Origin of the sequence: Janthinobacterium amylolyticum (assembly GCF_051380655.1) — a bacterium.
In the GTDB taxonomy this organism is placed as follows: domain Bacteria; phylum Pseudomonadota; class Gammaproteobacteria; order Burkholderiales; family Burkholderiaceae_D; genus Janthinobacterium.
Window position 1 is genome coordinate 1 of the sequence record NZ_JBNYXL010000005.1, and the last position, 26,339, is coordinate 26,339.

At 63.4% G+C, this 26,339-nt stretch carries 17 protein-coding genes and 3 tRNA genes; 4 read left to right on the forward strand and 16 right to left on the reverse strand.

The features are described 5' to 3' along the window. The 8 genes from ACQ4WR_RS11450 to ACQ4WR_RS11485 form a co-directional block, all read right to left on the reverse strand. On the reverse strand, positions 1–432 hold a 432-nt coding region (locus tag ACQ4WR_RS11450), incomplete at its 3' end, for a GTP-binding protein (RefSeq protein WP_436487329.1). Between the two features lie 88 nt (positions 433–520). Continuing rightward, positions 521–595 (reverse strand) — tRNA-Thr (locus ACQ4WR_RS11455). Between the two features lie 43 nt (positions 596–638). Further along, a tRNA-Gly gene (locus ACQ4WR_RS11460) sits at positions 639–712 on the reverse strand. 63 nt (positions 713–775) lie between these two features. Further along, positions 776–860 (reverse strand) — tRNA-Tyr (locus ACQ4WR_RS11465). Between the two features lie 232 nt (positions 861–1,092). Beyond that, on the reverse strand, positions 1,093–2,739 hold the full coding sequence (locus ACQ4WR_RS11470) for a response regulator (RefSeq protein WP_436487331.1): 1,647 nt from the start codon (positions 2,737–2,739) through the stop codon (positions 1,093–1,095). 132 nt (positions 2,740–2,871) lie between these two features. Beyond that, a complete protein-coding gene (locus ACQ4WR_RS11475; RefSeq protein ID WP_436487333.1) occupies positions 2,872–4,467 on the reverse strand; it encodes a DUF3369 domain-containing protein in 1,596 nt (531 codons plus the stop codon). Between the two features lie 63 nt (positions 4,468–4,530). Then, a complete protein-coding gene (locus ACQ4WR_RS11480; RefSeq protein ID WP_436487335.1) occupies positions 4,531–5,613 on the reverse strand; it encodes a J domain-containing protein in 1,083 nt (360 codons plus the stop codon). Between the two features lie 151 nt (positions 5,614–5,764). Beyond that, complete coding sequence (locus ACQ4WR_RS11485; protein WP_436487337.1) at positions 5,765–6,916, reverse strand: class I SAM-dependent methyltransferase; 1,152 nt, start codon at positions 6,914–6,916, stop codon at positions 5,765–5,767. A gap of 85 nt (positions 6,917–7,001) precedes the next feature. Between ACQ4WR_RS11485 and ACQ4WR_RS11490 the strand changes: the two genes are divergently transcribed. From ACQ4WR_RS11490 to pepF, 4 genes are all read left to right on the forward strand, one after another. After that, complete coding sequence (locus tag ACQ4WR_RS11490) at positions 7,002–7,787, forward strand: SDR family oxidoreductase (RefSeq protein ID WP_436487339.1); 786 nt, start codon at positions 7,002–7,004, stop codon at positions 7,785–7,787. Positions 7,788–7,847: 60 nt separating this feature from the next. Continuing rightward, the gene (locus tag ACQ4WR_RS11495) at positions 7,848–8,246 is read left to right on the forward strand and encodes a dihydroneopterin aldolase (RefSeq protein ID WP_102297542.1); all 399 of its coding nucleotides are present in this window, start codon (positions 7,848–7,850) and stop codon (positions 8,244–8,246) included. A gap of 5 nt (positions 8,247–8,251) precedes the next feature. Then, a complete protein-coding gene (gene ttcA / locus ACQ4WR_RS11500; RefSeq protein ID WP_436487834.1) occupies positions 8,252–9,205 on the forward strand; it encodes a tRNA 2-thiocytidine(32) synthetase TtcA in 954 nt (317 codons plus the stop codon). Positions 9,206–9,384: 179 nt separating this feature from the next. Continuing rightward, positions 9,385–11,274, forward strand: a complete 1,890-nt coding sequence (gene pepF / locus ACQ4WR_RS11505) for an oligoendopeptidase F (RefSeq protein ID WP_436487341.1) — start codon at positions 9,385–9,387, stop codon at positions 11,272–11,274. A 340-nt stretch (positions 11,275–11,614) separates the two neighbouring features. Here pepF and kefC read toward each other — a convergent pair whose 3' ends face one another. The 8 genes from kefC to ACQ4WR_RS11545 all read right to left on the reverse strand — a co-directional run bounded on the left by kefC (position 11,615) and on the right by ACQ4WR_RS11545 (position 26,106). Continuing rightward, on the reverse strand, positions 11,615–13,429 hold the full coding sequence (gene kefC / locus ACQ4WR_RS11510; protein ID WP_436487343.1) for a glutathione-regulated potassium-efflux system protein KefC: 1,815 nt from the start codon (positions 13,427–13,429) through the stop codon (positions 11,615–11,617). A gap of 96 nt (positions 13,430–13,525) precedes the next feature. Then, positions 13,526–14,101, reverse strand: coding sequence for a dual specificity protein phosphatase family protein (locus ACQ4WR_RS11515; protein WP_436487344.1), 576 nt, complete (start codon positions 14,099–14,101; stop codon positions 13,526–13,528). Further along, entirely contained in the window at positions 14,098–14,580 is a 483-nt protein-coding gene (locus tag ACQ4WR_RS11520; protein WP_102297532.1) for a hypothetical protein, read from the reverse strand. The genes ACQ4WR_RS11515 and ACQ4WR_RS11520 overlap by 4 nt, the downstream gene beginning before the upstream one ends. Continuing rightward, on the reverse strand, positions 14,577–15,740 hold the full coding sequence (locus ACQ4WR_RS11525; RefSeq protein WP_436487346.1) for an MGDG synthase family glycosyltransferase: 1,164 nt from the start codon (positions 15,738–15,740) through the stop codon (positions 14,577–14,579). Before ACQ4WR_RS11525 ends, ACQ4WR_RS11520 begins: the two co-directional genes overlap by 4 nt. Positions 15,741–15,838: 98 nt before the next feature. After that, positions 15,839–17,629: a M14 family metallopeptidase gene (locus ACQ4WR_RS11530; protein ID WP_436487348.1), complete on the reverse strand. Its 1,791-nt coding sequence runs from the start codon at positions 17,627–17,629 to the stop codon at positions 15,839–15,841. Positions 17,630–17,790: 161 nt separating this feature from the next. Next, positions 17,791–20,514, reverse strand: coding sequence for a TonB-dependent receptor plug domain-containing protein (locus tag ACQ4WR_RS11535; protein ID WP_436487349.1), 2,724 nt, complete (start codon positions 20,512–20,514; stop codon positions 17,791–17,793). Between the two features lie 163 nt (positions 20,515–20,677). After that, on the reverse strand, positions 20,678–22,177 hold the full coding sequence (locus tag ACQ4WR_RS11540; protein ID WP_436487351.1) for a S41 family peptidase: 1,500 nt from the start codon (positions 22,175–22,177) through the stop codon (positions 20,678–20,680). Between the two features lie 320 nt (positions 22,178–22,497). After that, positions 22,498–26,106 (reverse strand): indolepyruvate ferredoxin oxidoreductase family protein, encoded by a 3,609-nt coding sequence (locus ACQ4WR_RS11545; protein WP_436487352.1) that lies wholly within the window; start codon positions 26,104–26,106, stop codon positions 22,498–22,500. Between the last annotated feature and the right edge of the window lie 233 nt (positions 26,107–26,339).

Consider the following 26,339-nt stretch of genomic DNA (forward strand, 5'->3'; position numbering starts at 1 on the left):
TGCGTCGTCGACCAGGTCGCACTTGTTCAGGAACACGATGATGTATGGAACGCCAACTTGGCGGGCCAGCAGGATGTGTTCGCGGGTCTGTGGCATTGGGCCGTCAGCTGCGGAGCACACCAGGATCGCGCCGTCCATCTGCGCGGCACCGGTAATCATGTTCTTGATGTAGTCGGCGTGGCCTGGGCAGTCAACGTGAGCGTAGTGACGGGTTTCCGTTTCGTACTCGACGTGGGCGGTGTTGATCGTGATACCGCGCGCTTTTTCTTCTGGAGCTGCATCGATCTGGTCGTATGCTTTAGCTTCGCCGCCGAATTTCTTCGACAGAACCGTTGCGATTGCAGCGGTCAGCGTGGTTTTACCGTGGTCGACGTGGCCGATGGTGCCGACGTTGACGTGCGGCTTGGTCCGTTCGAATTTACCTTTTGCCATTTTGAACTCCTAATGATTTGATTAGATTGCTCAGGCACACGCCCGACGGTCTGGTTTGAATTGCTTCTGTGCTGCCTGCTGCGAATTCTGGTGCCCTTGACGTGGATCGAACACGTGGCCTCTCCCTTACCAAGGGAGTGCTCTACCACTGAGCTACAAGGGCTGTAATTTGTTGCATGCGATGCATCAAGCATCTGAACGGAAACTGGAGCGGGTGAAGGGAATCGAACCCTCGTCGTAAGCTTGGAAGGCTTCTGCTCTACCATTGAGCTACACCCGCGAGGTATCGTTCACTTTATCTTCACTTGCTTTTTGCTACTACCCAGTTTTCCTTGCAAAAACTTGGTGGAGGGGGCTGGATTCGAACCAGCGTACTCATAGAGAACAGATTTACAGTCTGTCGCCTTTAACCACTCGGCCACCCCTCCGCGGGAACCGCAGAGTATGAAGCATCTACTCACAACTGTCAACCTTATTTACTGATGCCTGACTGCTGCATTTGCTTATAAAGAAGAAGTTGGCTGCTTCGGGGCGTGATTATAAGCTCCCGATTTGAGAATGTGCAAGGGTTGGCGCGAAAAAGTCGTCTTTTTTCGCATTTTTTTTAAGTCCCTCCCTTGCAGGCCGCATTTTTCCGTCTTTTGCCCCATATTCCCCTGCTCAACGGGCATCGGGCGGGTGCATCCAGGAGGTGCCATGCGGCTTATATTTACGCAACAACTGCTGATGCAGACCGGACAGCACGGGCAATTTGGGGTTGCGCGGATCCAGGCGGCGCACGCCGGCAATAAAAACCAGCGCCTGCTGCCCCATGCGCTCATCCCAGCCTTCGTGCTCCAGGCATTTCAGCACGGCCACGGCCGCATTGAACACCACTTGCGGATTGTCGGGCAGGCGCGTGACGGCCTCGCCCATCAATTCAACGGCGCCGCGGAAGTCGCCCTCGCCCGCCCTGGCAGCGCCGGCCGCCACCATGTCGGCCACTTCCTGGCGGCTTTGCCGCGCCAGGGCCCTGGCCAGCTCCTCGCGCCCCGCCTGCTCAAACACGGCCATGGCGCGCGTCATGGCGGCGCTGTCGGGCGCATTGCGCATGACTTCGCGCATCACCTCGGCGGCGCCATCCTCGCGCCCGTGCGCCAGGCAGTGGCGCGCCAGTTCCGTCTTCAGCGCATTCGAGCCGCCCACGCTGTGGCGGTTGGCGGCCAGGGCCGCGTCCAGCGACTGCTGCAGCCGCTCGGCGTTGCCCGTATGCGCATGCAGCATGGCGCTACACAGGGCGCTGCACAGTTCCGCATTCTTTTGCCCGCCCATCGACTTGTCGAGGTCGCGGATGACGGCGCCCACCTGCAGCGGATCGCCCTTGCGCACCAGGGTTTGCACCAGGCGCACATGGTCTTCCGGGTCGCGGAATTCGGAATACTTGGCCTTGCTGACGACCAGCTTCAGGGCTTTTTCCGCCGTCTCGATATCGTCGGCCGCCAGGGCCGCCTCGCCCAAGCGGCGCAGACGGCGCACGGCGTGCGGCGACAGCGCCACCGCCTCGCTCAGGGCCGCTTGCGCCAGCTCCGGCTTGCCTTGCGCCAGATGCGTGCGCGCCAGCCAGTCATACGCGTCGAGAAAGCGCTTGTTGTTTTCCAGCAAGCCTTCCAGCGTGCCTTGCGCGGCGTCGTACTCGCCCAGCAGGAACTGCGTCTTGGCTTGCCCCAGGCGCGCCCAGCCGATGGCCTTGCTTTCATACAGGGCCGCGTAAATGGGTTCCGCGTCGGCCGCCTCGCCCAGCAGCAAATGCAGCTCGGCGCGCAGGCGCATGAAATCGGTGGCGTAGCGCGGATACAGGCTGGCGCCCTCCGCGCAGGCGGCAATCGCCGCGCGCTCGTTGCCCACGTCGATCAGCGCGTACACGGGCACGAAGGCATTGCGCTTGTCGAGCGCGCGGCCGATGCGCTCAAGCATGTTATCTGCAGTAAACGGCTTCAGGATGTAATCGGTGGGCAAGAGCTCGACGGCGCTGACCACCTTGGCGAAGCTGCCCTCGCCCGTCACCATGAAGAACATGGTCGAGGCATGCATCAGTTTGTGGTGGCGCAAGTCTTCCAGCATCTGCTGGCCATCCTGCCCGCCTTCGAGGTCGTATTCGCACAGGATCAAATCGTACGACTTGCTGCCCAGCATGCGGATCGCCTGGCCCGAACTGGCCGCGTCATCGATTTTCGCCAGGCCGCACAGGTTGAGCATATTGTGCAGGCTGGAACGCATGCCCGGATGCGGCTCGATAATCAGTGCGCTGAGGCCCTTGAGTTCTTTCATGTCGTGTTGTCCGAAAACTCAGCGGCGCGCCACACTGGTGCGTGGCGCCAGCCAGCATGAGGCTGCCGAGTATATGACGGCGCCGCGCGCAAGGGAATGGCGCGGCGCCGAATGGCGAGGAAAAGCGGCAAATCAGGCGACGGCGCGCTCCGGATGCCACAGTTGCGGCTCGTGGTCGATCAGGTCGAGCAGCGCGGCCACCACTTCCGGATCGAACTGGCTGCCGCTGCGCTGCTCGATATATTCGCGCACCTGCGGATACGGCCACGGCTCCTTGTAGGGCCGCTCGTGCAGCAAGGCGTCAAAAACATCGACCACGGCAACGATGCGCGCGGCGACGGGAATGTCGCGCCCCTTGATGCCGTTCGGATAGCCGGCGCCATCGAAATGCTCATGGTGGCCGCCGGCGATCTGCGCGCCATACGTCAGGTAGCTGACGCCGTCGACCATGTTGGCGGCCCGTTCCAGAATGGTGCGCCCGACGCTGGCGTGCAGCTGCATCTGCTCCCGCTCCTCGTCCGTATGGCGTCCCGGTTTCAGCAGCACGGCGTCCGGCGTGGCTACCTTGCCGACGTCGTGCAGGATGCTGGCCAGGCCGATCATGTCGAGCAGCTGCGGCGTGAGCTCGTCGGCATACACGCCGCGCTGCTGCATGCGGCGGGCGATGGCGTCGGACAACTGCTGCACCCTGCGCACATGGCCGCCCGTGTCGCTGTCGCGGAACTCGGCCAGGTCGGCCAGCGCCACCACGGTGGCCTCCTGCGCCTTGCGCAGCTGGCCGAACATGTACAGATTGTCGAAGGCGGCGGCGATGCGCTGGCAAAACACTTCCAGCAGATCGCGCTGGATCTGCGCCAGCGGCCACGGCGGCGTGACGGAAATGGCCAGCTCGCGGTTGCCTTCCGTGTGGATGAACAGCACATTGGCCGGATGCTCGAACTGGCTGCGCTTTTCCGCGAAGGCCTTGTCGATGGTGGGCGTCAATGCATGGTCGGCCGGCAAGGCTTCCGATTCGGCCAGCACGGCATAGGTGCCCGTGGCGGCCACCACTTCGGGGCGCCCGGCGCCGCCCTGCATCAGGCACAGCACGCCGTCGGCGCCCACGTCGAGGATGGCGCTGACCTGGTTCAGCACGCCGGAGGCGAACTCGCGCAGCGAATGGATCTGGTACAGATTGGTGGCGCCGGCGAGGATCTTGCCCAGGCCGATGCGGCTGCGCTCGAGCATCATCAGGCTCTCGTAGGCGCGCAGGGCCGAGATGACGGTGGTAAACAGCTTCTGCGTCGTCAGCTCCGTCTTGGCCTTGTAGTCGTTGATGTCGTATTCGATGATGACGCGCTGCTCGGGCGCCTGGCCCGGCTGGCCCGTGCGCAGCACGACGCGCACGATGGTGTTGTTCAGCTCGGCGCGGATGCGCTTGGCCAGGATCAGGCCCGCGTCATCCGTTTCCATCACCACGTCGAGCAGCACCAGCGCGATATCGGGCGTGTCGCGCAGTATCTCGAACGCCTCGCGGCCGCTGTAGGCGGAAAACAGTTCCAGTTCGCGGCCCTTGAAACTGACATTGCGCAGCGCCAGCCGCGTAACCGCATGCACATCGACATCGTCATCGACTATCAAGACACGCCACAGGCGCTGGTCGGGTGCGGCCAGCCCGGCAGGACTGGCCACCGGCTCATCCTCGTCGAGCAGCCAGTTATCATCTGCATCGGCTTTGAGGTCGGTCATGAATACTCCTAATGGATAAGTTCGATGTGGACGCTGCGTTGACGCCTATCAAGCATAATCAGATTAGATGCTGCTTACAACAGGATTCTGAGTGCCGGCTTCGCCAATGGACGGGTTGGCGGCGGGCGCGGGCGTGCCATGCTTGCCCTTGTCGCCGCAGCCATCCTGGCCGGGCTCGACCACCTGATAGCGGACTTCGTACTTGCCCGCGCTGAGCTGTTCCACCGTCAGCTTGTCATGCGCCAGGATGAACAGGTAGCGCACGTTCGAGCGCCGCTCCGTGTCGTACAGCTTGACGAACACGGGCGCCGCGTTGGCGCTGTTGTCGATGGTCAGCGCCAGTTCCTCGCCCTTGTTACCAATAGGGAAGCCATCCACATAACCGGACTGCGCCGGCCACGGTTCGCCATTCGGCGCCACCAGCGCGGGCGCGGGACCGCTGTCATCGCACACGGGCTTGCTGCTTTTCAGCACCAGCTGGGAGACGGCTTGCACGCGGATCTCGGGCGACCGGGCTTGCGCTGGCTCGGCCGCATAGGGTTTGCCCACAGCCCAGCTATCGACGGCCACCGCTTCCGGCTTCGCCGCCGGCAGCAAGCCGGGTTCGCCCTCGGCGGACGCCGGCGCGCGCGGCTTGCCGCCATCGCGGGCCAGACCGCTCCAGGCCGACGCCAGCGCGCTGGGCACGGGCTGCGACGTATCGAGCATCAGCAAGGCGGCCAGCCAGCCCAGCAGCAGGCAGACCAGCAAACTCAGCCACCAGCGCCAGTTGCGCCAGATCGGCACGTGGCCGCGCCGCGCCTTGCCCGCAGGCGGCGGCACGTCCTGGGCCCAGCCCTGCTCGGCCTGCTGCGCATGGTGGCGGCCTTCCCTGGCCTTGCCTTCTTCCTGATGGGTGCTTTCCAGCCATTCGATTTCCCACTCTTCGGCGGCGATCCACTCGTCATGCTCCTTGCGGCGCTGCGGGTCGGACAGGGTGCCATAGGCGCTGTTGAGGATAGCCATGATGCGGGCCGCCTTCTCGTCGCCGGGATTCTTGTCGGGATGGTATTTCTGGCTGAGGGCCTTGTACGCGGCACGTATGACTTCCTGCGGCGCCAGGCGCGCCACTTTCAGGTTGTCATAGTGTGTATGTATCTTTCCCATCGTTCTATCTTGAAATCGGTGCGCGGCGACGGGTTCTTGCAGGATGGAACCGTGCTGTATCAATCATCATATACGATATGACAAGATAATAACCACCGGCGGACAGGAAATTGCAGGACGCGCACGCCCTGCCTTGACCTGGCTTGAGCGATCACAGGCGGTGGCTGCGGTCGCCTGACAACAGGGCTTCCGGCAATTCCACCCGGTGGCCCACCGCCAGCACCTTGAACAGCTCGCCCATCTCGGCCGGCGACAGCAGTTTCTGCACGGCGCTGGCCTGAGGCAGGTAAGTCTTGACTTCCTGCGGGTCGGTGCGCAGCAGCAGGTCGCCGATGCCGGCGCCCAGCAGGAAGGTGGCCTGGTTCATGTAGGCAAGCACATCGAGGCCCGCATCCTGAGCCGCCACGGCCATGGCCGTGAAGTCCACGTGCGCCGTGATGTCCTGCAAGCCGGGCAAATAAAACGGTTCCGCGTGGGCATGGTGGCGGTAATGGCACATCAGGGTGCCCGTGGCGCGCAAGTCCAGGTAATACTCGTGCGCGGGGAAACCATAGTCGAACAGCACGACCGCGCCACCCTTGCCATTGGTCAGCATCTGCGCCAGCGAGCGCATGAAGCCGCTGGCCACGCCGTGGATTTCCGTGACATAGCCAACGGGCAAGGCATCCGCCTCGGGCACCTGCGCGGCGATCTGCGCCGCCACGTCGGCACCGGCGGGCCGTTCCACAAAGATGAACTGGCCATCGGCGATGCTGACGTCAAGCTCGCACCAGCCGCCTGGCGTCTTGCTGATCAGGTTGACGGGCATGGCGTCCAGCACTTCATTGCCGAACACGGCGCCCTCGAAACTGTCGGGGAAGCCGTCAAGCCACACCACTTGCGGGAAGGCGGCCAGCGCCAGCTCCTGGCGCGCGCGCAACTCGCCGGACAATTCGACGATCGCATACTGTTCGATAGCGATGCCGGCCTGCGCCGCTTCCGTCAGGATGTCGAAGGCCAGCTTGCCCGTGCCGGCGCCGAATTCGAGGATGCGCGGGGCCGTTTGCGCCATAATAGCGGCTGCCACATGGGCCAGCGTGGCGCCGAACAAAGGCGAGATTTCCGGTGCGGTTGTAAAATCGCCATCTTTGCCCAGCTTCGCGGCGCCGCCGCTGTAATAGCCGAGGTCAGGCGCATACAGCGCCAGTTCCATGAAGCGGACAAAGGGAATGGCGCCGTCATTGCGCGCGATTTCGGCGGCAATCTGGTGCTGCAAGGCATGGGACGCGGCCAGCGCGTCGCTATCGGGTGCGGGAAGAGACATACCGTATTGTAGCGAATCGGCGGCGCGGGCCGCCAGTACCGGCCCTGGCAAACCCGCTCACTTCACATATCAATACAGTAAATACATGACACCAGCATCGACATTGCCACACAGCACACCCCGCGTCGCCCTCGTCACGGGCGCGGCGCGCCGCCTCGGCCGCGCCATCGCCCTGGGCCTGGCGCGCGACGGCTGGGATATCGCCGTGCACTACCGCACCTCGCATGAGGAAGCGCAGAGCCTGGTGGCGGAAATCACCGCCCTGGGCCGGCGCGCCCAGGCCTTCCCCTGCGACCTGGCGCAGGAAGACGCCGTGCGCCAGCTGCTGCCGCAGGTGCAGGCGGCGCTGGGGGCCGTGACTTGCATCGTCAACAACGCTTCGTTGTTTGAATACGACAATGCCGGCGATTTCTCGTTCACCGCGCTGGACGCCCACATGCACGCCAACCTGGCCGCGCCCATCCTGCTGGCGCAAGCCCTGTACCAGGCAACGCCCAGCGGCGGGCAAGCCGTGGTCATCAACTTGCTGGACCAAAAACTGTACAATCTCAATCCTGATTTCTTGTCGTACACCTTGTCCAAGGCGGCGCTGCTGTCGGCGACCACCATGCTGGCCCAGGCGCTGGCGCCGAAAGTGCGCGTGGTCGGCATCGCCCCCGGCATCACCATGGTGTCCGGCGAGCAAACGCAAGCGAACTTTGCCAAGGCACATGAAAACACGCCACTGGGCCGTTCCAGCACGCCCGAGGACGTGGCCGACAGCGTCTGTTATGTGGCCGGCGCGCGCGCATTGACGGGCACGACCTTGCTCGTCGACGGCGGCCAGCACCTGATCGGCTTGCCACGCGACGTCATGTTTTTAACCAAATAATCAGCAGTCCTGCCAAACAACCAGCATTCCAGCATTCCAGCATTCCTAAAAGGTAAAACTATGTCGTCCGCCCTGTTCCACCCCCGCCTGGCCGATTGCCGCCGCCTGTTCCTGCGCAATTACGAGGTGCTCATCAATATCGGTGTCTACGACTTCGAGAAAAAGGGCGAGCAGCGCGTCCTCATCAACGTCGACCTGTACATTCCCCTGGCCCTGTCGACACCGAAGGATGACCAGCTGGAAGAAGTGGTCGATTACGACTTCATGCGCGAAACCATCGCCAAGCGCATGGCGCAGGGCCACGTGCAGCTGCAGGAAAGCCTGGTCGACGATGTGCTGGCCGCCATGCTGGCGCACCCGCGCGTGCGCGCCGCGCGCGTGTCGAGCATGAAACCGGACGTGTATCCCGACTGCGAAGGCGTGGGCGTGGAAGTATTCAAGATCAAGGATGAAGCATGAACGACATGAACAACACCGCAGTGCTGGAAACGGCCGTGGAAATCCCCGCCAACGTGGAAGCGCAGAAACTGGCGCGCAAGAAGGCGGAAAAGATCGCCCTGGAAAACAACAAGCTGCACAAGCGTTTGTGCCGCCTGGTGGGGCAAGCCATCGGCGACTTCAATATGATCGAAGACGGCGACAAGGTGATGGTCTGCCTGTCCGGCGGCAAGGACAGCTACGCGCTGCTGGACATTTTGATGACCTTGCGCGAACGCGCGCCGATTCACTTCGATATCGTCGCCGTCAATCTGGACCAGAAGCAGCCGAACTTCCCGCCGGAAATCCTGCCCGCCTACCTGACGGAACTGGGCGTGGCCTTCCACATTGAAAACCAGGATACCTACAGCATCGTCAAGCGTTTGATCCCGGAAGGCAAGACGACGTGTTCGCTGTGCTCGCGTTTGCGCCGCGGCATCTTGTACCGCGTGGCCGACGAACTGGGCGCCAACAAGATCGCCCTGGGCCACCACCGCGATGACATCCTGGAAACTTTCTTCCTGAATATGTTCTTCGGCGGCAAACTGAAAGGCATGCCGGCCAAGCTGCAATCGGACGACGGCAAGCACATCGTCATCCGCCCGATGGCGTATGTGAAGGAAGAAGACACGCAGCGCTATGCGGAAGTGAAAGGCTTCCCCATCATTCCATGCGACCTGTGCGGTTCGCAGGAAAACCTGCAGCGCAAGCAGATCAAGGGCCTGATGCGCGAATGGGACAAGAAATTCCCCGGCCGCGTGGAAAGCATCTTCTCGGCCCTGTCGAACGTGGCGCCGTCGCACCTGATGGACCCGAAACTGTTCGGCTTCAAGGACTTGAAGGCCGACGGCCTGGCCAACCCCATGGGCGACATCGCCTTTGACGAGGAACCCTGCTCGACGCCAACCACCTTTGGCACCATCGCGCTGCAGCCGCTGTAATCGGCTGTTGTAAGCTCCTGTTGTTTCGCCGCCACCGCCCAGGTGGCGGCGCCCTGCCCCTTTCCCCCCGCGTCCATTTGAGGTACCGTAGTTAGCTCTGCCGGTATGCGATGTGTCACGCGCGCATCCCTGCCCGGCGGTCAGCACGCATTCTTCCGACAACCTCACTGGAATGAACCATGACGCCATCCGCGCTCAAGCGCCCCCTGCTATTCTCCCTGCTTGCCCTCAGCCTCGCCACCGCCTTCGCCGCCCCTGCGCAGGTCCCCGTACCCACCGACCGCCAGGCCGACCGCTGGGATCTGACCGCCTTGTATCAAAACGATGTCGCCTTCGATGCCGATGCCAAAAAGTTCTCGGCCCAGCTGCAGCAGCTGGCCGGCTGCAAGGGACAGTTGAAAACCTCGCCAGCCCGCCTGAAAAGCTGCCTGGACCTGTACGCGGATGCGCGCAAGCGCGTCAGCATGCTGTACACATATGCGGCGCAGTACTACGACCAGGATACGGGCGACAGCAAGGGCAACCAGCTGAACCAGCGCGCCGCCCTGCTGGGCAATGAGTTCAACCAGGCCACCACGTTCCTGCAGCCGGAAATCCTCGCCCTGGGCAGCAAGCGCATCGACGCCATGCTGGCGAAGGACAAGGGCTTGCAGCTGTACCGCTTCCAGCTGAGCAACATGCTGCGCAGCGCGCCGCACACGCTGGACGCGGCCGGCGAGCAGCTGGTGGCGCAGTTCGGCCTGGCGACCAGTTCGGCCGCCAGCGTCTATCGCACCCTGGCCAACGCGGAAATCCCCTGGCCTACAGTGAAACTGTCGGATGGCAAGGAGGTGCGCCTGGACCAGGCGGCCTATACGAAATACCGGGGCGACGACAACCGCGCCGACCGCAAGCTGGTGTTTGACGCCTTCTTCGGCAAGTGGAAAGAGTACGAGCGCACGTTTGGCGAAACCCTGTACGGCCAGCTCAAGACGGATGCCGCCTACGCGAAAGTGCGCCACTACGCCGACTCGCAAAGCGCCGCGCTGGACGCCGACAATCTGCCGCCGGCCGTCTACCAGACCCTGATCGCCCAGACCAATGCCAACCTGCCCACCCTGCACCGCTACTTCAAGCTGCGCGCGCGCATGCTGGGCGTGAAGGACCTGGCCTACTACGACGTGTATGCGCCGCTGCTGAAAAGCGACCGCAGCTTCCCGCTGGCCGACGGCAAGCAGATGATGCTCGATTCCGTCGCGCCGCTGGGGCCCGACTATGTCAAGGCGCTGACGGCCGCCGTGAACGCGCGCTGGATGGATGTGTATCCGCGCCCGCGCAAGGTGGCGGGCGCCTACATGAATGGCGACGCGTACGACGTGCACCCGTTCGTGCTGCTGAACTACACGGACAACTACGAAGCCGTCAGCACCCTGACCCACGAATGGGGCCACGCCATGCACTCGGTGCTGGCCAACAAGGCGCAGCCATCGATCTATGCGCCATACAGCATCTTTGTCGCGGAAATCGCCTCGACCACCAACGAGGCACTGCTGCTCGACGCGCGCCTGAAGCAGGCCAAGGATGACGACGAGCGCCTGCTGTACCTGGGCGCGGCGCTGGAAAACCTGCGCGGCACCTTCTTCCGCCAATCGATGTTCGCCGAATTCGAAGCCGCCATCCACGGCAAGGTGGATAAAGGGGAATCGCTGACGGGCGAGGAGATCACGGCCATCTACGCCGGCATCCTCAAGCGCTACCACGGCGAAGCGCAGGGCGTCATGAAAATCGATCCGGCCTACGCGCTGGAATGGGCCTACGTGCCGCACTTCTACCACGGCTTCTATGTGTTCCAGTACGCGACCTCGATCGCGGCGGCGCAGGATTTCTCGCAGCGCATCCTCGACAAGGAACCGGGCGCGCTGGCCGCCTACCTGAAGATGCTCAGTTCCGGCGGCTCGGCCTACCCGTATGAACTGGTGAAAGCGGCCGGCGTCGACCTGGCCACGCCGAAACCCTACCAGGCGCTGGCGGCGCGCATGAATGGCATCATGGACCAGATCGAGGCGATTGAAGCGAAGCGGGGGAAATAAAGCCGGGATATGGCGTAGGTGGCGTAGGTGGCGTAAAAGGCGTAGGTCGGCTTAGCGCAAAGCGCGTAAGCCGACAGCACCAGCACTGCCACCAATGCCAGCACTGTGTCGGATTACGCGGCTGCGCCGCTAATCCGACCTGCCGTTTTCCACCTTCTCTGCCGCAAACGCGGCCGCATCGCTTTCGAACATGTCTGACTGAAACGAAGCGGGGAAATAATGCCGGGATGAGACGTAGGTGGCGCAGGAGACGTAGGTCGGCTTAGCGCAAAGCGCGTAAGCCGACACCGCCAGCACTGCCACCAATGCCAGCACTGTGTCGGATTACGCGGCTGCGCCGCTAATCCGACCTGCCGTTTTCCACCTTCTCTGCCGCAAACGCGGCTGCATCGCTCTCGAACATGTCTTCCAGTTCCTCGCGCGCCTGGCGCGTGAGGGACATGACTTTTTGCTGATCCTGGAAGTGCGGCGCTACTTCCAGCAGGGTTTTCAGGTTGTGCCGGCCAAAGATGCCGGCAGCGCGCTGCGCCCGTTCCTCGCTGAAGCCCACCTGGCGCAAGGTCTGTTCGCCCAGCAGCAAGGCCGCCGCAAACGTCTCGCGTTCGATCAGGGTCACGCCCCGCTTCATCAACTCATAGTAATGCGTGACATTGCGCGCGCGCGCCAGAATCGTCAGCTGCGGCAGGCGCAGGCGCACGGCGTCGACCAGGGCCAGGCTGTCTTCCACGTTGTCGATGGCGATCACCAGGGCCCTGGCCTTCTCGATGCCGGCCGCCACCAGCAGATCGACGCGCGTGGCGTCGCCGTAAAACACTTTAAAACCGAACTTGCGCAGCAGGTCGATCTGGTCCGGATCGTGGTCGAGCACCGTCACGCCGATCTTGTTGGCCGCCAGCAGGCGGCCGATGATCTGGCCAAAGCGGCCAAAGCCGGCGATGACGATGGGATTGTCCTGCGCCTCGATATGGTCGTCCGGGCGGCGCTTCTTGTCGCCTTGCAGGCGCGGCGCGACGAATTTATCGTGCAACAGCAGCAGCAAGGGCGTGGCCACCATCGACACGGTGACGACGACCACCAGCAGGGCGCCCGTCTCCGGCGAAAACACGTGCGCGGCCACGGCGGCGGCAAACACGACGAAGGCAAATTCGCCGCCCTGCGACAGCAGCAGCGCGAAGAACAGCTGCTGGCCACGGGGAATGTCGAAGAACTTCGACAAGACATACAGCAGGGCGATCTTCACCGCCAGCAGCCCGGCCACCAGGGCCAGGATCAGCAGCGGCTGGGCGCGCAGCACGCCGAAATCGACGGACATGCCGACGGCGATGAAGAACAGGCCCAATAACAGGCCTTTGAACGGCTCCAGGTCGGAAATGAGCTCATGGCGGTATTCGGAATCGGCCAGCAGCACGCCGGCAACAAAGGTACCCAGGGCCATCGACAGGCCCACCGATTCCATCAGCACGCAGATGGCGATCACCAGCAGCAGGGCGAACGCCGTGAAGATTTCACGCAAGTCCGTTTTCGCGATGAAGCGCAGGATGGGGTTGACAAGGAAGCGCCCGCCGATCACCAGGGCCGCCAGCACGGCGGCCAGCTTGGCCACGCGCAGCCAGCCCGGTTCGCCTGCATGCGTGACCAGGCCGCCCAGCAGCGGCACCAGCGCGATCATGGGAATGGCGGCGATATCCTGGAACAGCAAAATGGAAAAGCCGGCGGAACCGGCCGGCGTACTCATCAACTTGCGTTCGCCCAGGGTGGCCAGCACGATGGCCGTCGACGACAGCGACAGGCCCAGCCCGCCCACCAGCGCCGTGCGCCAGTCGACGCCACAGGCCATGGCCACGGCGCACAGTCCCGCGCTGACGACGGCCACCTGCGCCCCGCCCCAGCCAAAGATGGGGCGGCGCAGCAGCCACAAGCGCTTCGGTTCCAGTTCCAGGCCGATCAGGAACAGCAGCAGCACCACGCCGAATTCGGAGAAGCTGAGGATCACGTCGACATTCTTGATCAGCCCCAGGCCCCACGGTCCGATGACGACGCCTGCCACCAGGTAGCCCAGCACGGCGCCCATGCCCAGGCGCTTGGCCAGCGGCACCATGATGATGGCGGCTACCAGGTAAAACAGTATGTTGATGAGAAAGCTGTGGTGTTCCATGCGGGTTCCGGGCAGATGTGTGGATGAAACGACATCATGCCTGAAGTGGCCCGTCTGCGTGAAGTTGCTGCCGCGCCAGGCGACGCGGACCGTGTATCAGGGCTGCGGCGCGTCGATACGCGCACGCATCTCGTCCACATTCACGCGCGACAGATAGCGTTCGATGTTTTTCCACACGGCGTGGTAGCCGTAGCCGCCATTTTTCAGCTCGTCGATCGCCTTCTCGCGCGGCCAGTCCTGGTACAGCATGCGGTACATGGCCGTCATCATGCCGGTGCGGTCTGCGCCGTGCAGGCAATGCAGCAGCACGGGCCCGTGCTGCCCGGCCGCGCGGATGGCACGCATCGTTTCAATCACATGCCTGTCGCGGATGGCCCAGGTATTGATGGGAATGCGGATGGCGCGGATGCCGCTGCCTTCCAGCACCTGCGTATCGGCATGGAAGGAACGCAGGCTGATGACAGTCTTCACCCCCAGCGCCTGCAGCTGCGCCACGTCTGCCGTGTCGAGCTTTGCGCTGCGGTACAGGCGCGGCGTCACCTGGTGCAGATTGGAGACGTGGGGCAGCGGCGTGGCCCACTCGGCGTTGCGCTCCGGTGGCGGAGGCGCCTGGGCGCCAGCGGAACTGGCCGCCAGGAGCAGGGATAACAGCAGCAGACGCGGCAAGATCATGACTTCCTCTTGTATGAAAACCACAGCAGCACGCCGGCGAGCAGCAGCGAGACCCAGTAATCGGTGGGGGCAAACCACAGCCAGTGCTTGTGCCAGGCGATATGCGCCGGATTGAAATGCGCCACGCCATAGGCGGGATTGAGCACGAACCACAAATAGTCTTCGATGATCCAGAACAGCATGATGCAGCCGATGGCGCGGCATTCGAAGCGCAGCGACCATTGCCCCAGGAAGATCATGGGGAAATGGAAGAACAACGCAATGAAGGGAAAGACCCAGGCGTGGTAGCCCGTCATGGGCCGTCCGCCCCAGAAGATGTCGAGCAGCCAATGGCTTTCGATGCGCCAGGTCGGCAAGTTCGCGGCCCAGCCGGCAGCGCCTTCGATCTGGATTTCCACCTGGGCGAAAAACAGGCCAAGCAAGGCGACCCAGGCCAGGGTCAGGGCGATCTGCCACGGTTTGGCCACGCCCCCCGTCACGCCTGCTCCGCCGCCACGCCGTCTGCCAGCACCCGTGCCAGCACCTCGCAGGCGGCGCGCGGGCGGCCCAGCGCCAGCGCTTTGGCGCGCATGGCTTGCAACTGCTGCGGCTGCGCGAGCAGCAGGCGCACGCGGTATTCCAGGGTCACGGCGTCAAACGCTTTCAGGGCCACGCCCTGCTCCAGCAGGTAGTCGGCATTGCGTTCTTCCTGGCCGGGAATCGGCGAGTTGACGATCATGGGCAAGCCCAGTGCCAGGCATTCGGACGTGGTCAGGCCGCCCGGCTTGGTGATCACCAGGTCGGCGCACGCCATCAGGCGCTCGACTTCGCTGGTAAAGCCCTGCGCCAGCAGGCGGCCCGGATACTGGCTGGCCAATGTCCGCAGCGCCGCCAGGGCGGCGGCATTTTTCCCCGCCAGCACGATCAGCTGGAAATCACCCGGCAGCGCCAGCAGACGCGAGGCGACGGCATCGAGGCTGCCCAGCCCTGCCCCGCCGCCCATCAGCAGGATCGTCGTACGCCGCGGATCGAGGCCAAAGGCTTGCGCGGATGGCACGCGCGCGGGCGCCTGCGCAAAAGCGGGCATGATCGGGATGCCCGTGACATGGATGCGTTCGGGGGGAATGCCTTCGTGGCGCATGCGGAACGCCACTTCGTCGGTAGCGGCGAAATAGCCTTGCATATGCTCGTGCACCCACATGCGGTGCAGGTCGAAATCCGTGACCTGCACCCACACGGGGCACGCCAGCTGGTGCTGGCGCAGTGCCCGCGACAGCAGCTCGGCGGGCAGAAAATGCGTGCAGACGATGGCGTCGGGCCGGAATGCGGCGATCTTCGCCATCAGCGCGCGCGTGTTCAGGCGCTCGACGCCCCGGCGCAAACGCTGTATCGAACTGTCCTTGGGCGCGTCATGGGTGGCGTGGTAAAGGTAGCCCCACAGCGCAGGCGCCTTGTTGACCAGCTTGATGTAGAAATCCGTGTACAGCTTGCGGAACGCGGGCGTCACGAAATCCATCACGTCCAGATGGCAGGCCGTCGCCGCAGGCGTGGCGCCGCCAGGGTGCGCCGCATACGCCTCGATGGCTTGTGCCGCGCGCATATGGCCGGCACCGGCCGAGACGCTGAGGATCAGAATTTTTTTCGCTGCTGGCTGCGACATGCGCTTTTGCTCCATCGGAAACCCTTATCGGGAAAGCAAGCACAATAGCATTTTCCTGGCCGCGCAGCTTGTGCATGCACAAGGCGGCGCGGCCTTCCTTACTTCTGTGCCGGCGCCACATCCGTGCGCAGCACCGGATACAGGTTCAGGCGCTCGTCCCACGAGCTGTGGCGGCGGGCGAAAAATTCCAGGCGCGCCTGCGGGCTTTTGGCAAACGCGGGATCATTCGCCAGGCGCGCGTGGAACTGCGCCGCCAGCGCCGGGTCGGCCGCCAACTGGGCGCGCGCCACGTCCTCGGCCACATAGTCTTCCATGTATTCCTTGCGCTCGAAAGCCGTGTTGAAACTGCCCCAGGCCAGCAGCGAGTCGGGCGCGCGCGGTTCCAGCAGCGCCACCACCAGGCGCGCCTTGGCCTGGTTGACGGGCACGTACAAGTCGCCGGCGCCGATCACGCGCGCCTCGTTTTGCCATGCGCCCTGCACGGCCGCCGTCTGGCGGCCCTCGAACGACTGCGCGCCGAATTTCACCTGCGTGGCGCGGAACGCCTGCACGGGACGCTGGCCCCAGGCCGTGGCCAGCACCTGGTAACTGACGCCATGCTGGCGCAGCTTGGCCGCCACCATCGGCGCCTGCGCGGCCGGCACCAGGTAGCCGGCCTTCGGCGCGGCCTGCTGCAGGTCGGGTACGATCTCGTCGCGCAGCGGCACGGTCCACAGCTGCGGCGTGTTTTCATCGTAGCGCGTCATCAGCGCGCCGGAAATGTCCGATGGCGTGCGCGTGTAGGCATAGCCTCGAAACGCGATCATATGGCTCTTGTCCGTCGTCTTGTAAGTGAGCGGCAAGGTGCTGCCGGCCAGCTGCGCCGCGCGGCTGTCGGCGTCCAGCGCCACTTGCCGCCACTGCGCGCCATGCTGCGCCACTTGCGACAACAGCGAGACGATGGTGTTGCGCGTGATGCGCACGCGGGTCGGATAGTCCTTCCACGAGTGGGTTTCCACCAGCATGCCGAAGCGGTTGCGCAGCATGAAATAGCCATGTGAAAAACGCGGATTCGGCGTCGAGTCGACAAAGCCCGATTGCGGATTGTCTTCCTCGGCAAACGAGATATAGAACGGCTTCGGGTCCGAGCCCTGCTTTGCCAGGTCGGCCAGGACATTGTCGCGCAGGGCCGTGCCGGCCACACGCAAGGCAGCATCGCCCGCGTGCACGGGTTCGACCTGGATCGAGATGTCCGGCTCGAACTGCGCCCCATCGGTGACGTGCAGGTCGACATACGCCAGCGGGTCCCAGGCGTTCACCAGCGCCAGCATGTGCTGCATCTCGGGCGCATCGGCCTTCACGTAGTCGCGGTTCAAGTTGAAATTTTGCGCCGTGCTGCGCCAGCCCATTTCCACGGGGCCGCGCTGGTTCGGACGGTTCCACTGGCCGAAGCGCTCGTGGCCATCGATGTTAAACACGGGCACGAACAGCAGCACCTGCTTGTCCAGCGCGCCGGGCGCCGCCTTGCCTTCCAGGACTTCGCGCAGGGCCAGGAAGCCGGCATCCTTGCCGTCGATTTCACCGGCATGGATGCCGCCCTGCACCAGCAGCACGGGCAGCTTGCGGCGCGCCGCCTCGGCCGGCGTCAGCGCGCCCGTATTCGTCACGGCCAGCGCCAGCATGGGGCGGTTTTCCGGCGTGCGGCCAAATTCCACGCAGCGTACCTGCTTCGGATAGCGCGCCTGGAACTGCCGGCACAGCGCTTCCACTTCCGCGTAGCGGCCCGTGTGCAGAAAGCCCGAGCGCTCGGCCATGGTGCTCAGCGGCGAGGCAGCGGATGCAGGCAAGGCAACGGTGGACAACAAGGAGGTGGATAACACGGCGGCGGACAGCAGGGCGTGGCGTAGCATCGGAAGGCTCCGGCGAGAGTGGACAAGCGGGCAATTATAGGGGCGACGGCAGGTGTAAAACTGACGGGAAAATAAAAAAACCGGGACAGCGTTGGCTGTCCCGGCTGTGATGCCGGGGTCAGACCCGGCGGGTCTGACCCCGGCTTGGCTCCCGGGTGAAATCAGCTGCCAAAGTGATAGTTGAATTCAACCCAGCCCTGGCGTCCTTGCGGGCTGTAGTTCCCCACCGGGTAGTACGGCCAGCCGCCGCTGTTGTCGCGCTTGATCTTGTCGAACACGTTGTTGACGATCAGCGACAGGGTGGCGCGGTCGTTGATGCGGTACACGGTGCTGATATTGGCCAGCGCCGTTGGCGTCAGATAGGCCGTGCCGGCACCGTTCGGGATCTTGCCGTAGCGCGTCACCAGCAGGGTGTTCGACCAGTCGCCCGCGCTCCAGTTGACGCTCAGGTTCAGCTTGTCCGGCCAATCCGTGCTGCTCATGTCCTTCAGCTCGTCGATCTCTTCATCGCCCACGAACTGCTGCGATTTCTTGCTCAGCACCTTGGCGTAGTTGGCCTTGAAGGCGAAGCGGCCATAGTCCGTCGTGCGCAGCAGATATTTCAGGCTGATGTCGACGCCGCTGGTGCTTTGTTTCGCCGCGTTGATCGGGTTGACGGTGATGGTCTTGATCTCGCCGGCGCGGTTCAGCGCATTGGCCGCGAAGCGCTCAACGCGGTTCAGGGTATCGACGCAGGTCGGCGAGTTGATGTCGGTCTTGCCCAGGCGGCAATCGGCTTCGTCGCGCAGGATCTTGTCGGCACTCAGATTGGTCACCAGATCGTCGATCTTGATGTTCCAGTAGTCGACGGAGACGTCGAAATTGGAGCTCGGCGACCAGACGGCACCGACGCCGAACGATTTTCCCTTCTCCGACTGCAGATCCTTGCTGCCGTTCTGCACATAATCGGCACCCGGCGATTTGTTCGCGTAGTCGCAGTCCTCGATGGCCTGGCCGGCGACGCCGCAGCGGTAGTAATCGGTGGTGCTCGAATAGTAGCCCGTGCCGCGCGCCTTGTAGATGTAGTTCATGTCCGGCGCGCGGAAGCTGGTGGCGTAGTTGGCGCGCAACAGCAGTTCGCGCGTCGGGCGCAGTTCCAGGCCGCCGTTATAGGTGAACTTGCCGTCGCTGCGGCCGGCAAAGTTGTAGCGGTCATAGCGTCCGGCCAGGGTGCCCGTCAGCTTCTCGTGCAGCGGCAGGTTGATCTCGGCGCCCAGCGCGTAGCGCGTGCGCGTGCCGGCCGTGATGTCGGACTTGGTGGCGACGTTGAAATAGCCTTCGTTGAGGCGCGCATCGGGCACATTGCTGAAGCCCTGCTTGCCCGCTTCGGCGATGGTGGCGATCTTCGCCACGCCGGCCGGCAGCTGGAACAAATCGCCATTGGTGGCCAGGCTCAGGGTATTCGTCCAGGCCTTGTCGTCGCTGTCGGAATTGCCCGTGATGCTGTCAAATTCGGCGGCCGTCAGGCGGCGCGACAAACGTGCAGGGTCCGGTGCGTAAATGGCCACGCCGCTGGCATCCGTGCCCAGTTTCGGGCCCAGGAAGAAGCTGTCGATATTGGCCAGCGCGCGCGGCGTGTGGCTTTCGCTCTTGTACAGCGAGGCGTTGTAGTTGGCTTCATACTGCCACGATGCGGTGCCGGGAATGCGGCCCTTGGCGCCCAGCGAGATGGCGGTGGCCAGGTCGTCCCACTTGCGGTTGTAGCGCGATACGCCGCCCATTTCCTCGGGCGCGATGTAGCGCGTCCAGGCCTCGTACTTGCCCGTGGTCTGGTTCTTGAAGTAGCTGTTGCCCGTCGACTGCGACGTCCACGACGGGCCGCGCGTATTGTTTTCCGTGGCGTTCTTGCCGATCAGGAAATCGGCAAACAAGGTCGTTTCCGGCGACAGCTCATAGTTGGCGCTGCCGAACACGTTCTGGCTGCGGTTCTTGGTCTGCGTGGTCCAGTAGGTCGGGCCCACCTTCGGGCTGGCGCAATAGCTGCCGTTCTTCGCCTGGTACTTGATGACGCTGCCGCCAAACAGGTCGCCGAACTGGCTGCAGGTGTCGCCCAGGTCCTGATAGGTGCCGGAGGTGCCCGCCTGCACCACGCGGCGCGAGGCGATATTCGTCGGCGTGCCCGAGCGCGTGGACATGAAGTCGCGGTCCAGGCTCGACAGCGGATCGCGCTGGCTCAGTTCCACGCTGAACAGGGTATGCAGCTTGTCGAAATTGCCGCCGCCCGTCAGTTGCACGCGCTGGTTGCCGCCGCCGCCGCGCGTGGTGCTGCCCGCCTTGACGTTGATGTCAAAGCCTTCCGTCTGTTTTTTCAGGATCACGTTGATCACGCCGGCGATCGCGTCCGAGCCATAGATGGCCGAGGCGCCGCCATTGAGGATTTCGATGCGGTCGACAATGCTCGACGGGATATTTGCCAGGTTGGTGAAGTTCACCGTGCCTTCGTAGGCGACGGGGAAGTCGGCCAGGCGGCGCCCGTTCAGCAGGATCAGCGTGTGGTTCGGGCCCAGGCCGCGCAGGCTGATGGTATTGGCCGACGGCGTGAAGGTGTTGCCGAAATCTTCGCCTTGCGTAAAACCGCTGTTCTGCACCTGGTTGCTCAGGGCGTCATATACGTTTTTATAGCCCTGCTTGGTGATCTCGTCGCCGGTCAGGATGGTGACGGGCGACGGGCCTTCCAGGCTGGCGCGGGGAATGCGCGAACCGGTGACGACGACCGCATGCGCGCCCGCTTCCGGCTGGCCCTGCACGGCAGGCGCAGCTGTCTGGGTCTGTGCCTGCGCGGTAACGCTGGCGACGAGGGCCAGGACAGCAACGCTGAACGCTGATAACTTGAACTGTATAGACATCTTTTCGCTTCTCAAGGTGGGAGAAAGACTGAAAGATATCAAGATGTCAGTATTTACAGAACGAATACTTTGTTCTTTCTATATACCATCATTGTTATATAGAAATATTTCAAAGAAGAAAACCGCGCCGCCAGGGGCGCGGCCAGGAAAAGAAAAGCCCCGTTTATGGTTTCCTTATCGAAATTTCCTTGTACTGGGGCCGCAGCACGCGCATGGCGGTCTCGGTCGGATTCTCCACCGCGCCCAGCAGCCGGGTCGCACCCGACACCGAGGCCGCGGCGCAGGCACCGGCGGTGCGGTAGCGCAGCGCCGCTGCCAGCATCCCCTCGGCCGTATCGCCCAGCGCGTGCTGGTAATCGTCCGCCACCTCGCAGGTCGGCGCCATGCCGTCGGCATAGTCGCCGAAGCCCTTGGCATTCACACCCTGGAACTGCACCGCGAAATAGGTGGTGCCGCAGTTCGGCTTGGGGTAGAAGCCATACGGCTTGCCGCACGTCGTGCCGCCGATCAGGTTGACCTGCACATCCACGCCGCGCAAGCCGTTGATGATCGACTCGCTGGCCGAGCAGGTGTTGGCGGTCGTCAGCAAGGTCACGCGCTTGAGGCCCAGGTAAGGCAGCGCGGTGCCCGAGGCAACGGGATTCGGGGCAGGAAAGCCCAGGCTGCGCGCGTGGAAAGGCATCGGTGCTTCCTGGCGCGTCTTGTCGTTGGCCAGCACCTGCTCGAAGACCTTGCCCGTCGTCGCCTGCGGGCCGGCAATCATGTAGGCCAGTTCGCTGGCGACATCCAGCAGACCGCCGCCGTTGTAGCGCACATCGAGCACCAGGTCGCTGATGCCGGCCGCCTGGAAGCGGCGCATGGTGTCGATCAGCTGGCGTTCGGCCACGTTGTTGTGCGTGTTGAAGGTCAGATAGCCGACCTTGCCCGTGGGCGTATCGATGATGCGCTCGTTTTGCACGGCGCTCGTATTGACCTCGATGGCCTGCAGCGACGCGCTGAGCGGCGTGCCGCCACGGCTGAAGCCCAGCGTATGCGTGCCCTGCGCCTCGGGGAACAGGCCCGCATTGATGGTCTTCACGCTGGCCGTATCGGGGGCGTTGATGAAGTCGACGCCATCGACGGTTTGCAGCACGTCGCCGCGCTGCAGGCCGGCCCGCGCCGCCGGCGAACCCGGTTCGACAATCGTGATCACGGCCTTGCGCGGCGGCGTGGTCTGCGTCACGGCCAGCAGCATGCCGTAGCCCAGTTCGACGCCGTTCTGCGACGCCTCCCACTCCGCCGTCGCATTCGTGAAATGGAAACGGTCCTTGGGCTTGCCGGACGCCGTCGTCGCCGTGGTTTTCAGTACATCGAAATACGCGATGGGCGTGGCAAAGCTCTGCGGCTGGTAGGTGGTCGGTACTTCGCGGTACCACAGATAGGTTTCATCGATCCAGCTGCGCACCCACGTCAGTTCATCGAGCAAGCTGCCCTGCGCGTCCACGCCGTTGCCAGGACGCGGCTTTTCGCAGCGGTTCGCCACCGTGGATGAGGCTACCAGTGCTGTCGGGCCCGTCGAAGTCACGGGATTGCCGGCCGGCGCGCTGCTGCCGCCGCCACCGCCGCAGGCGCTCAGCAGCAAGACGAAGGGAACAGCCAGGGAGTTAAGGTGCACTGAACGCATGAGTAACTTTCCAGGAGAAATTATCTAAAAATTATAATGAGTTTTGCGTATAAGAAACGTCTAACAAGACAACAAATTTTCCCGATTCGGCTCCGATGGCGTCGCCAAAGCGCTATTTCCCGGCGAACTGCAGGTCTGCACAAGCTGGACATTGTCACTCTAAAGCCACGTCTCTCCCGCGTGCTATAGGACTGGTCCTAAATCACGTCAAAACCAGTGGGGCTGGCCAGATGGCTTCACCTCCCAAGTCCCTGCCTTGTTTTCTGCGACATGAAAATGGCGCCCGCAGGCGCCATTTTCATCGTGTGTTGCGCAAGCGCTTAGGCCACGGTGGCCGCCACCGCAGCTGGCGCGGCAAGGGATGCGGGGACAGGTGCTTCCAGCGGCGCATTAAAGGCGATCAGCAAGCTCGCTTCCTTCTCTTTTGCCGCCTTGAAGTGACGCTCCTTCACGTGGCCATAGCCGCGGATGTCTTCCGGAATGCTGGCGATGGCCACGGCTTGCGCCAGCCTGGCCGTCGTCAGTTTCGGCAGCAGGCCGCCCACCGTCGCGCGGTACTCCAGAATCAGCGCGCGCTCCATCTTGCGCTCGGCCGTGCGGCCGAAGATGTCAAACGCCGTGCCGCGCAAGCCTTTCAGCTTGGCCAGCAGGCCAAACGCCTTCATCATCCACGGCCCGAATTCCTTTTTCACCAGATGGCCCTGGGCGTCGGTTTTCGCCATGATCGGCGGCGCCAGGTGGAACTTGAGCTTGATGTCGCCTTCGAACATGGCGGCGATCTTCGCCTGGAAGGCGCCGTCCGTGTACAGGCGTGCCACTTCGTACTCGTCCTTGTACGCCATCAGCTTGTAGAAATAGCGGGCCACGGCTTCCGTCAGGCGCAGGTGCGGGCCATTCAGGGCGCTTTCGGCGGCGCGCACCTGGCCGACGAAGTCCAGGTACTGCTGCGCATACGCGTGGTCCTGGTAGGCCGTCAGCAGGGCCACGCGCTTTTCGATCAGGTCGTCGAGCGTTTCGATGCGCTTGAATTCCACCACTTTCGCCGGTGTGGTCATGCGCACCAGGCTGGCCGCATCATGCGCGCCGGCGCGGCCCCAGTTGAAGGCGGCCTTGTTGAACGCCACGGAGACGTTGTTCAAGTCGATGGCCTTCATGATGGCCGCTTCGCTCAGCGGCACTTTGCCCTTTTGCCAGGCGTAGCCCAGCATGAACATGTTGGTGGCGATCGAGTCGCCCATCAGCGCCGTGGCGATCTGGCCCGCGTCGATGAAGTCCACGTGATCCGCGCCGCAGGCCTTTTCAATTTCCAGGCGTGCGCCGACGCCGGGGAATTGCCAGTCCGGGTTTTTCACGAAGGCCGCCGTCGACGAACTGGTCGAATTGATCATGGCCCAGCTGCGGCCTTCTCCCATGCGCGACAGGGCGTCGCGGCTGGCCGTGACGATCAGGTCGCAGCCGATCACGAGATCGGCCGCGCCGGTGCCGACGCGCGTCGAATGGATATCTTCCTGGCGGTCCGCCAGGCGCACGTGCGACATCACGGGGCCGCCCTTCTGTGCCAGGCCGCTCATGTCCAGCACGGAACAGCCCTTGCCTTCCACGTGGGCCGCCATGGCCAGGATCTGGCCGACCGTGACGACGCCCGTGCCGCCGATGCCGGTGACCAGGATGCCGAACGGTTCCGCCGTCGACGGGATCGTCGGCGTCGGCAAGGCCGGCACTTCCGGGCCGCCCTTGTCGGCACTGGCCGCCTTCTTCGGCTTTTTCAGGCCGCCGCCTTCCACCGTCACGAAACTTGGGCAGAAACCCGTGGTGCACGAAAAGTCCTTGTTGCAGGACGACTGGTTGATCTGGCGCTTGCGCCCCAGTTCCGTTTCCAGCGGTTCCACCGACAGGCAGTTCGATTGCACGGAGCAGTCGCCGCAGCCTTCGCAGACGGCTTCGTTGATGACGGCGCGCTTGGCCGGGTCCGGGTATTCATTGCGTTTCCGGCGGCGGCGTTTTTCCGAGGCACAGGTCTGGTCGTAGATCATGGCCGACACGCCCGGCATGTCGCGCAGTTCGCGCTGCACGTCCATCAATTCCGAACGATGGCGCACGGTGACGCCTTCCGCCCAGGCGTAGTCGGACGGGTATTTTTCCGGTTCATCGGTGACGACAATAATCGGGCCGACGCCTTCGGCGGCGATCTGGCGCGAAATGATGGCCGGCGATAGCGGACCGTCGAATTCCTGGCCGCCCGTCATGGCTACCGCGTCGTTGAACAGAATCTTGTAGGTGATGTTCACCTTGGCCGAAACGGCGGCGCGGATGGCCAGGATGCCCGAGTGGAAATACGTGCCGTCACCAAGGTTGGTAAACACGTGCTTCTCGTTCGTGAACGGCGCCTGTCCCACCCAGGTCACGCCTTCGGCGCCCATGTGGGTAAACGTCGACGTTTCGCGGTCCATCCACAGCACCATGTAGTGGCAGCCGATGCCGGCCAGCGCGCGCGAGCCTTCCGGCACTTTGGTGGAACTGTTGTGCGGGCAGCCGGAACAGAAGAACGGCGTGCGGTCTTTTTGCGGATCGGGTTTCACGCTGATCGCTTTCAGCACATTCTCTTTGGCTTCCAGGTAGGCGATGCGTTCCTTCACGCGCTGCTCGACCGGATGGCCCGCGTAGTAGCGCGAAATGCGGCTGGCGATCGCCCGCGCGATCATGGCGGGATTGAGTTCATAGGTGGCCGGCAGCAGCCAGTCGCCGTGGCCCGTGCCCTTCTGGTTGCTCCATTCGCCCGTGTCGTCGAACTTGCCGACCACGCGCGGACGCTCACCATCCTTCAGGTTGTACAGCTCTTCCTTCAGCGCGTATTCGAGAATCTGCCGCTTTTCTTCCACCACCAGGATCTCGTCGAGGCCCTTGGCGAATTCGTGCACGCCGTCCGCTTCCAGCGGCCAGGTCATGCCGATCTTGTACAGGCGGATGCCGATGTCGGATGCCGTCTGCTCGTCGATGCCCAGGTCGGCCAGCGCCTGGCGCGTGTCCAGATACGACTTGCCGGCCGTGATGATGCCGATGCGCGCTTTCGGGCTGTCCCAGATGATTTTATTGAGCTTGTTGGCACGCGCATACGCCAGCGCCGCATACCATTTGTAGCTGTTCATGCGCACTTCCTGCTCCAGCACCGTATCGGGCCAGCGGATGTTCAGGCCACCGGCCGGCATCTCGAAGTCGGTCGGCAGGGTGATCTGCACGCGGTCAGGATCGAAGTCGACGGCGGCGCCCGACTCGATGATGTCGGTCACGCATTTCATCGACACCCACAGGCCCGTATAGCGGCTCATGGCCCAGGCGTGCAAGCCGTAGTCGATGTATTCCTGCACAGAAGACGGGTACAGCACGGGAATGCCGCAGGCGTTCAGGATATGGTCGGACTGGTGCGCCGTGGACGACGATTTCGCCGCATGGTCGTCGCCGGCCAGCACCAGCACGCCGCCGTGCTTGGCGGAGCCGGCGTTATTCGCGTGCTTGAACACGTCGCCGCAGCGGTCGACGCCGGGACCCTTGCCGTACCACATGCCGAACACGCCGTCATATTTGGCGTCTTCAAACAGATTGGTCTGCTGCGTGCCCCAGACGGCCGTGGCGGCCAGGTCTTCGTTCAGGCCCGGGTGGAATTTGACGTGGTGTTCGTCGAGGTATTTCTTGGCCTTGATCGCCGTCATGTCGACGGACGTCACAGGCGAACCGCGGTAGCCGGTAATGTAGCCGGCCGTATTCAGTCCCGCTTTCAGGTCGCGTTCGCGCTGCAGCATGGGCAGGCGGATCAGCGCCTGCGTGCCGGTCATGAAGGCGCGGCCACGTTCCAGCGTGTATTTGTCGTTCAGGGAAATTTCGGACGCGTGCGCGCCCGGCTCAAGACTCGAGCCCTTGATTGGTGCATTCATTACTTGTCTCCATTATTCTCTGTGCTACGCGTGCAAAGTCGGTTGAACTCACACGTACCGGCCGCGCTTTATGAGCAATGCCGGTGCGGAAAAATGACTTGTTTGTCGTAGACTACCACAGGAAGGCGCGCAGTTCTTTTGCTGCACTGCACTCCTGCGTTCGTACCTTTTGCTGCTTTTTAACGCTTCTTTTTGCGGGCATGTCGGGTTACGCCAACCTGGCTAACCCGACC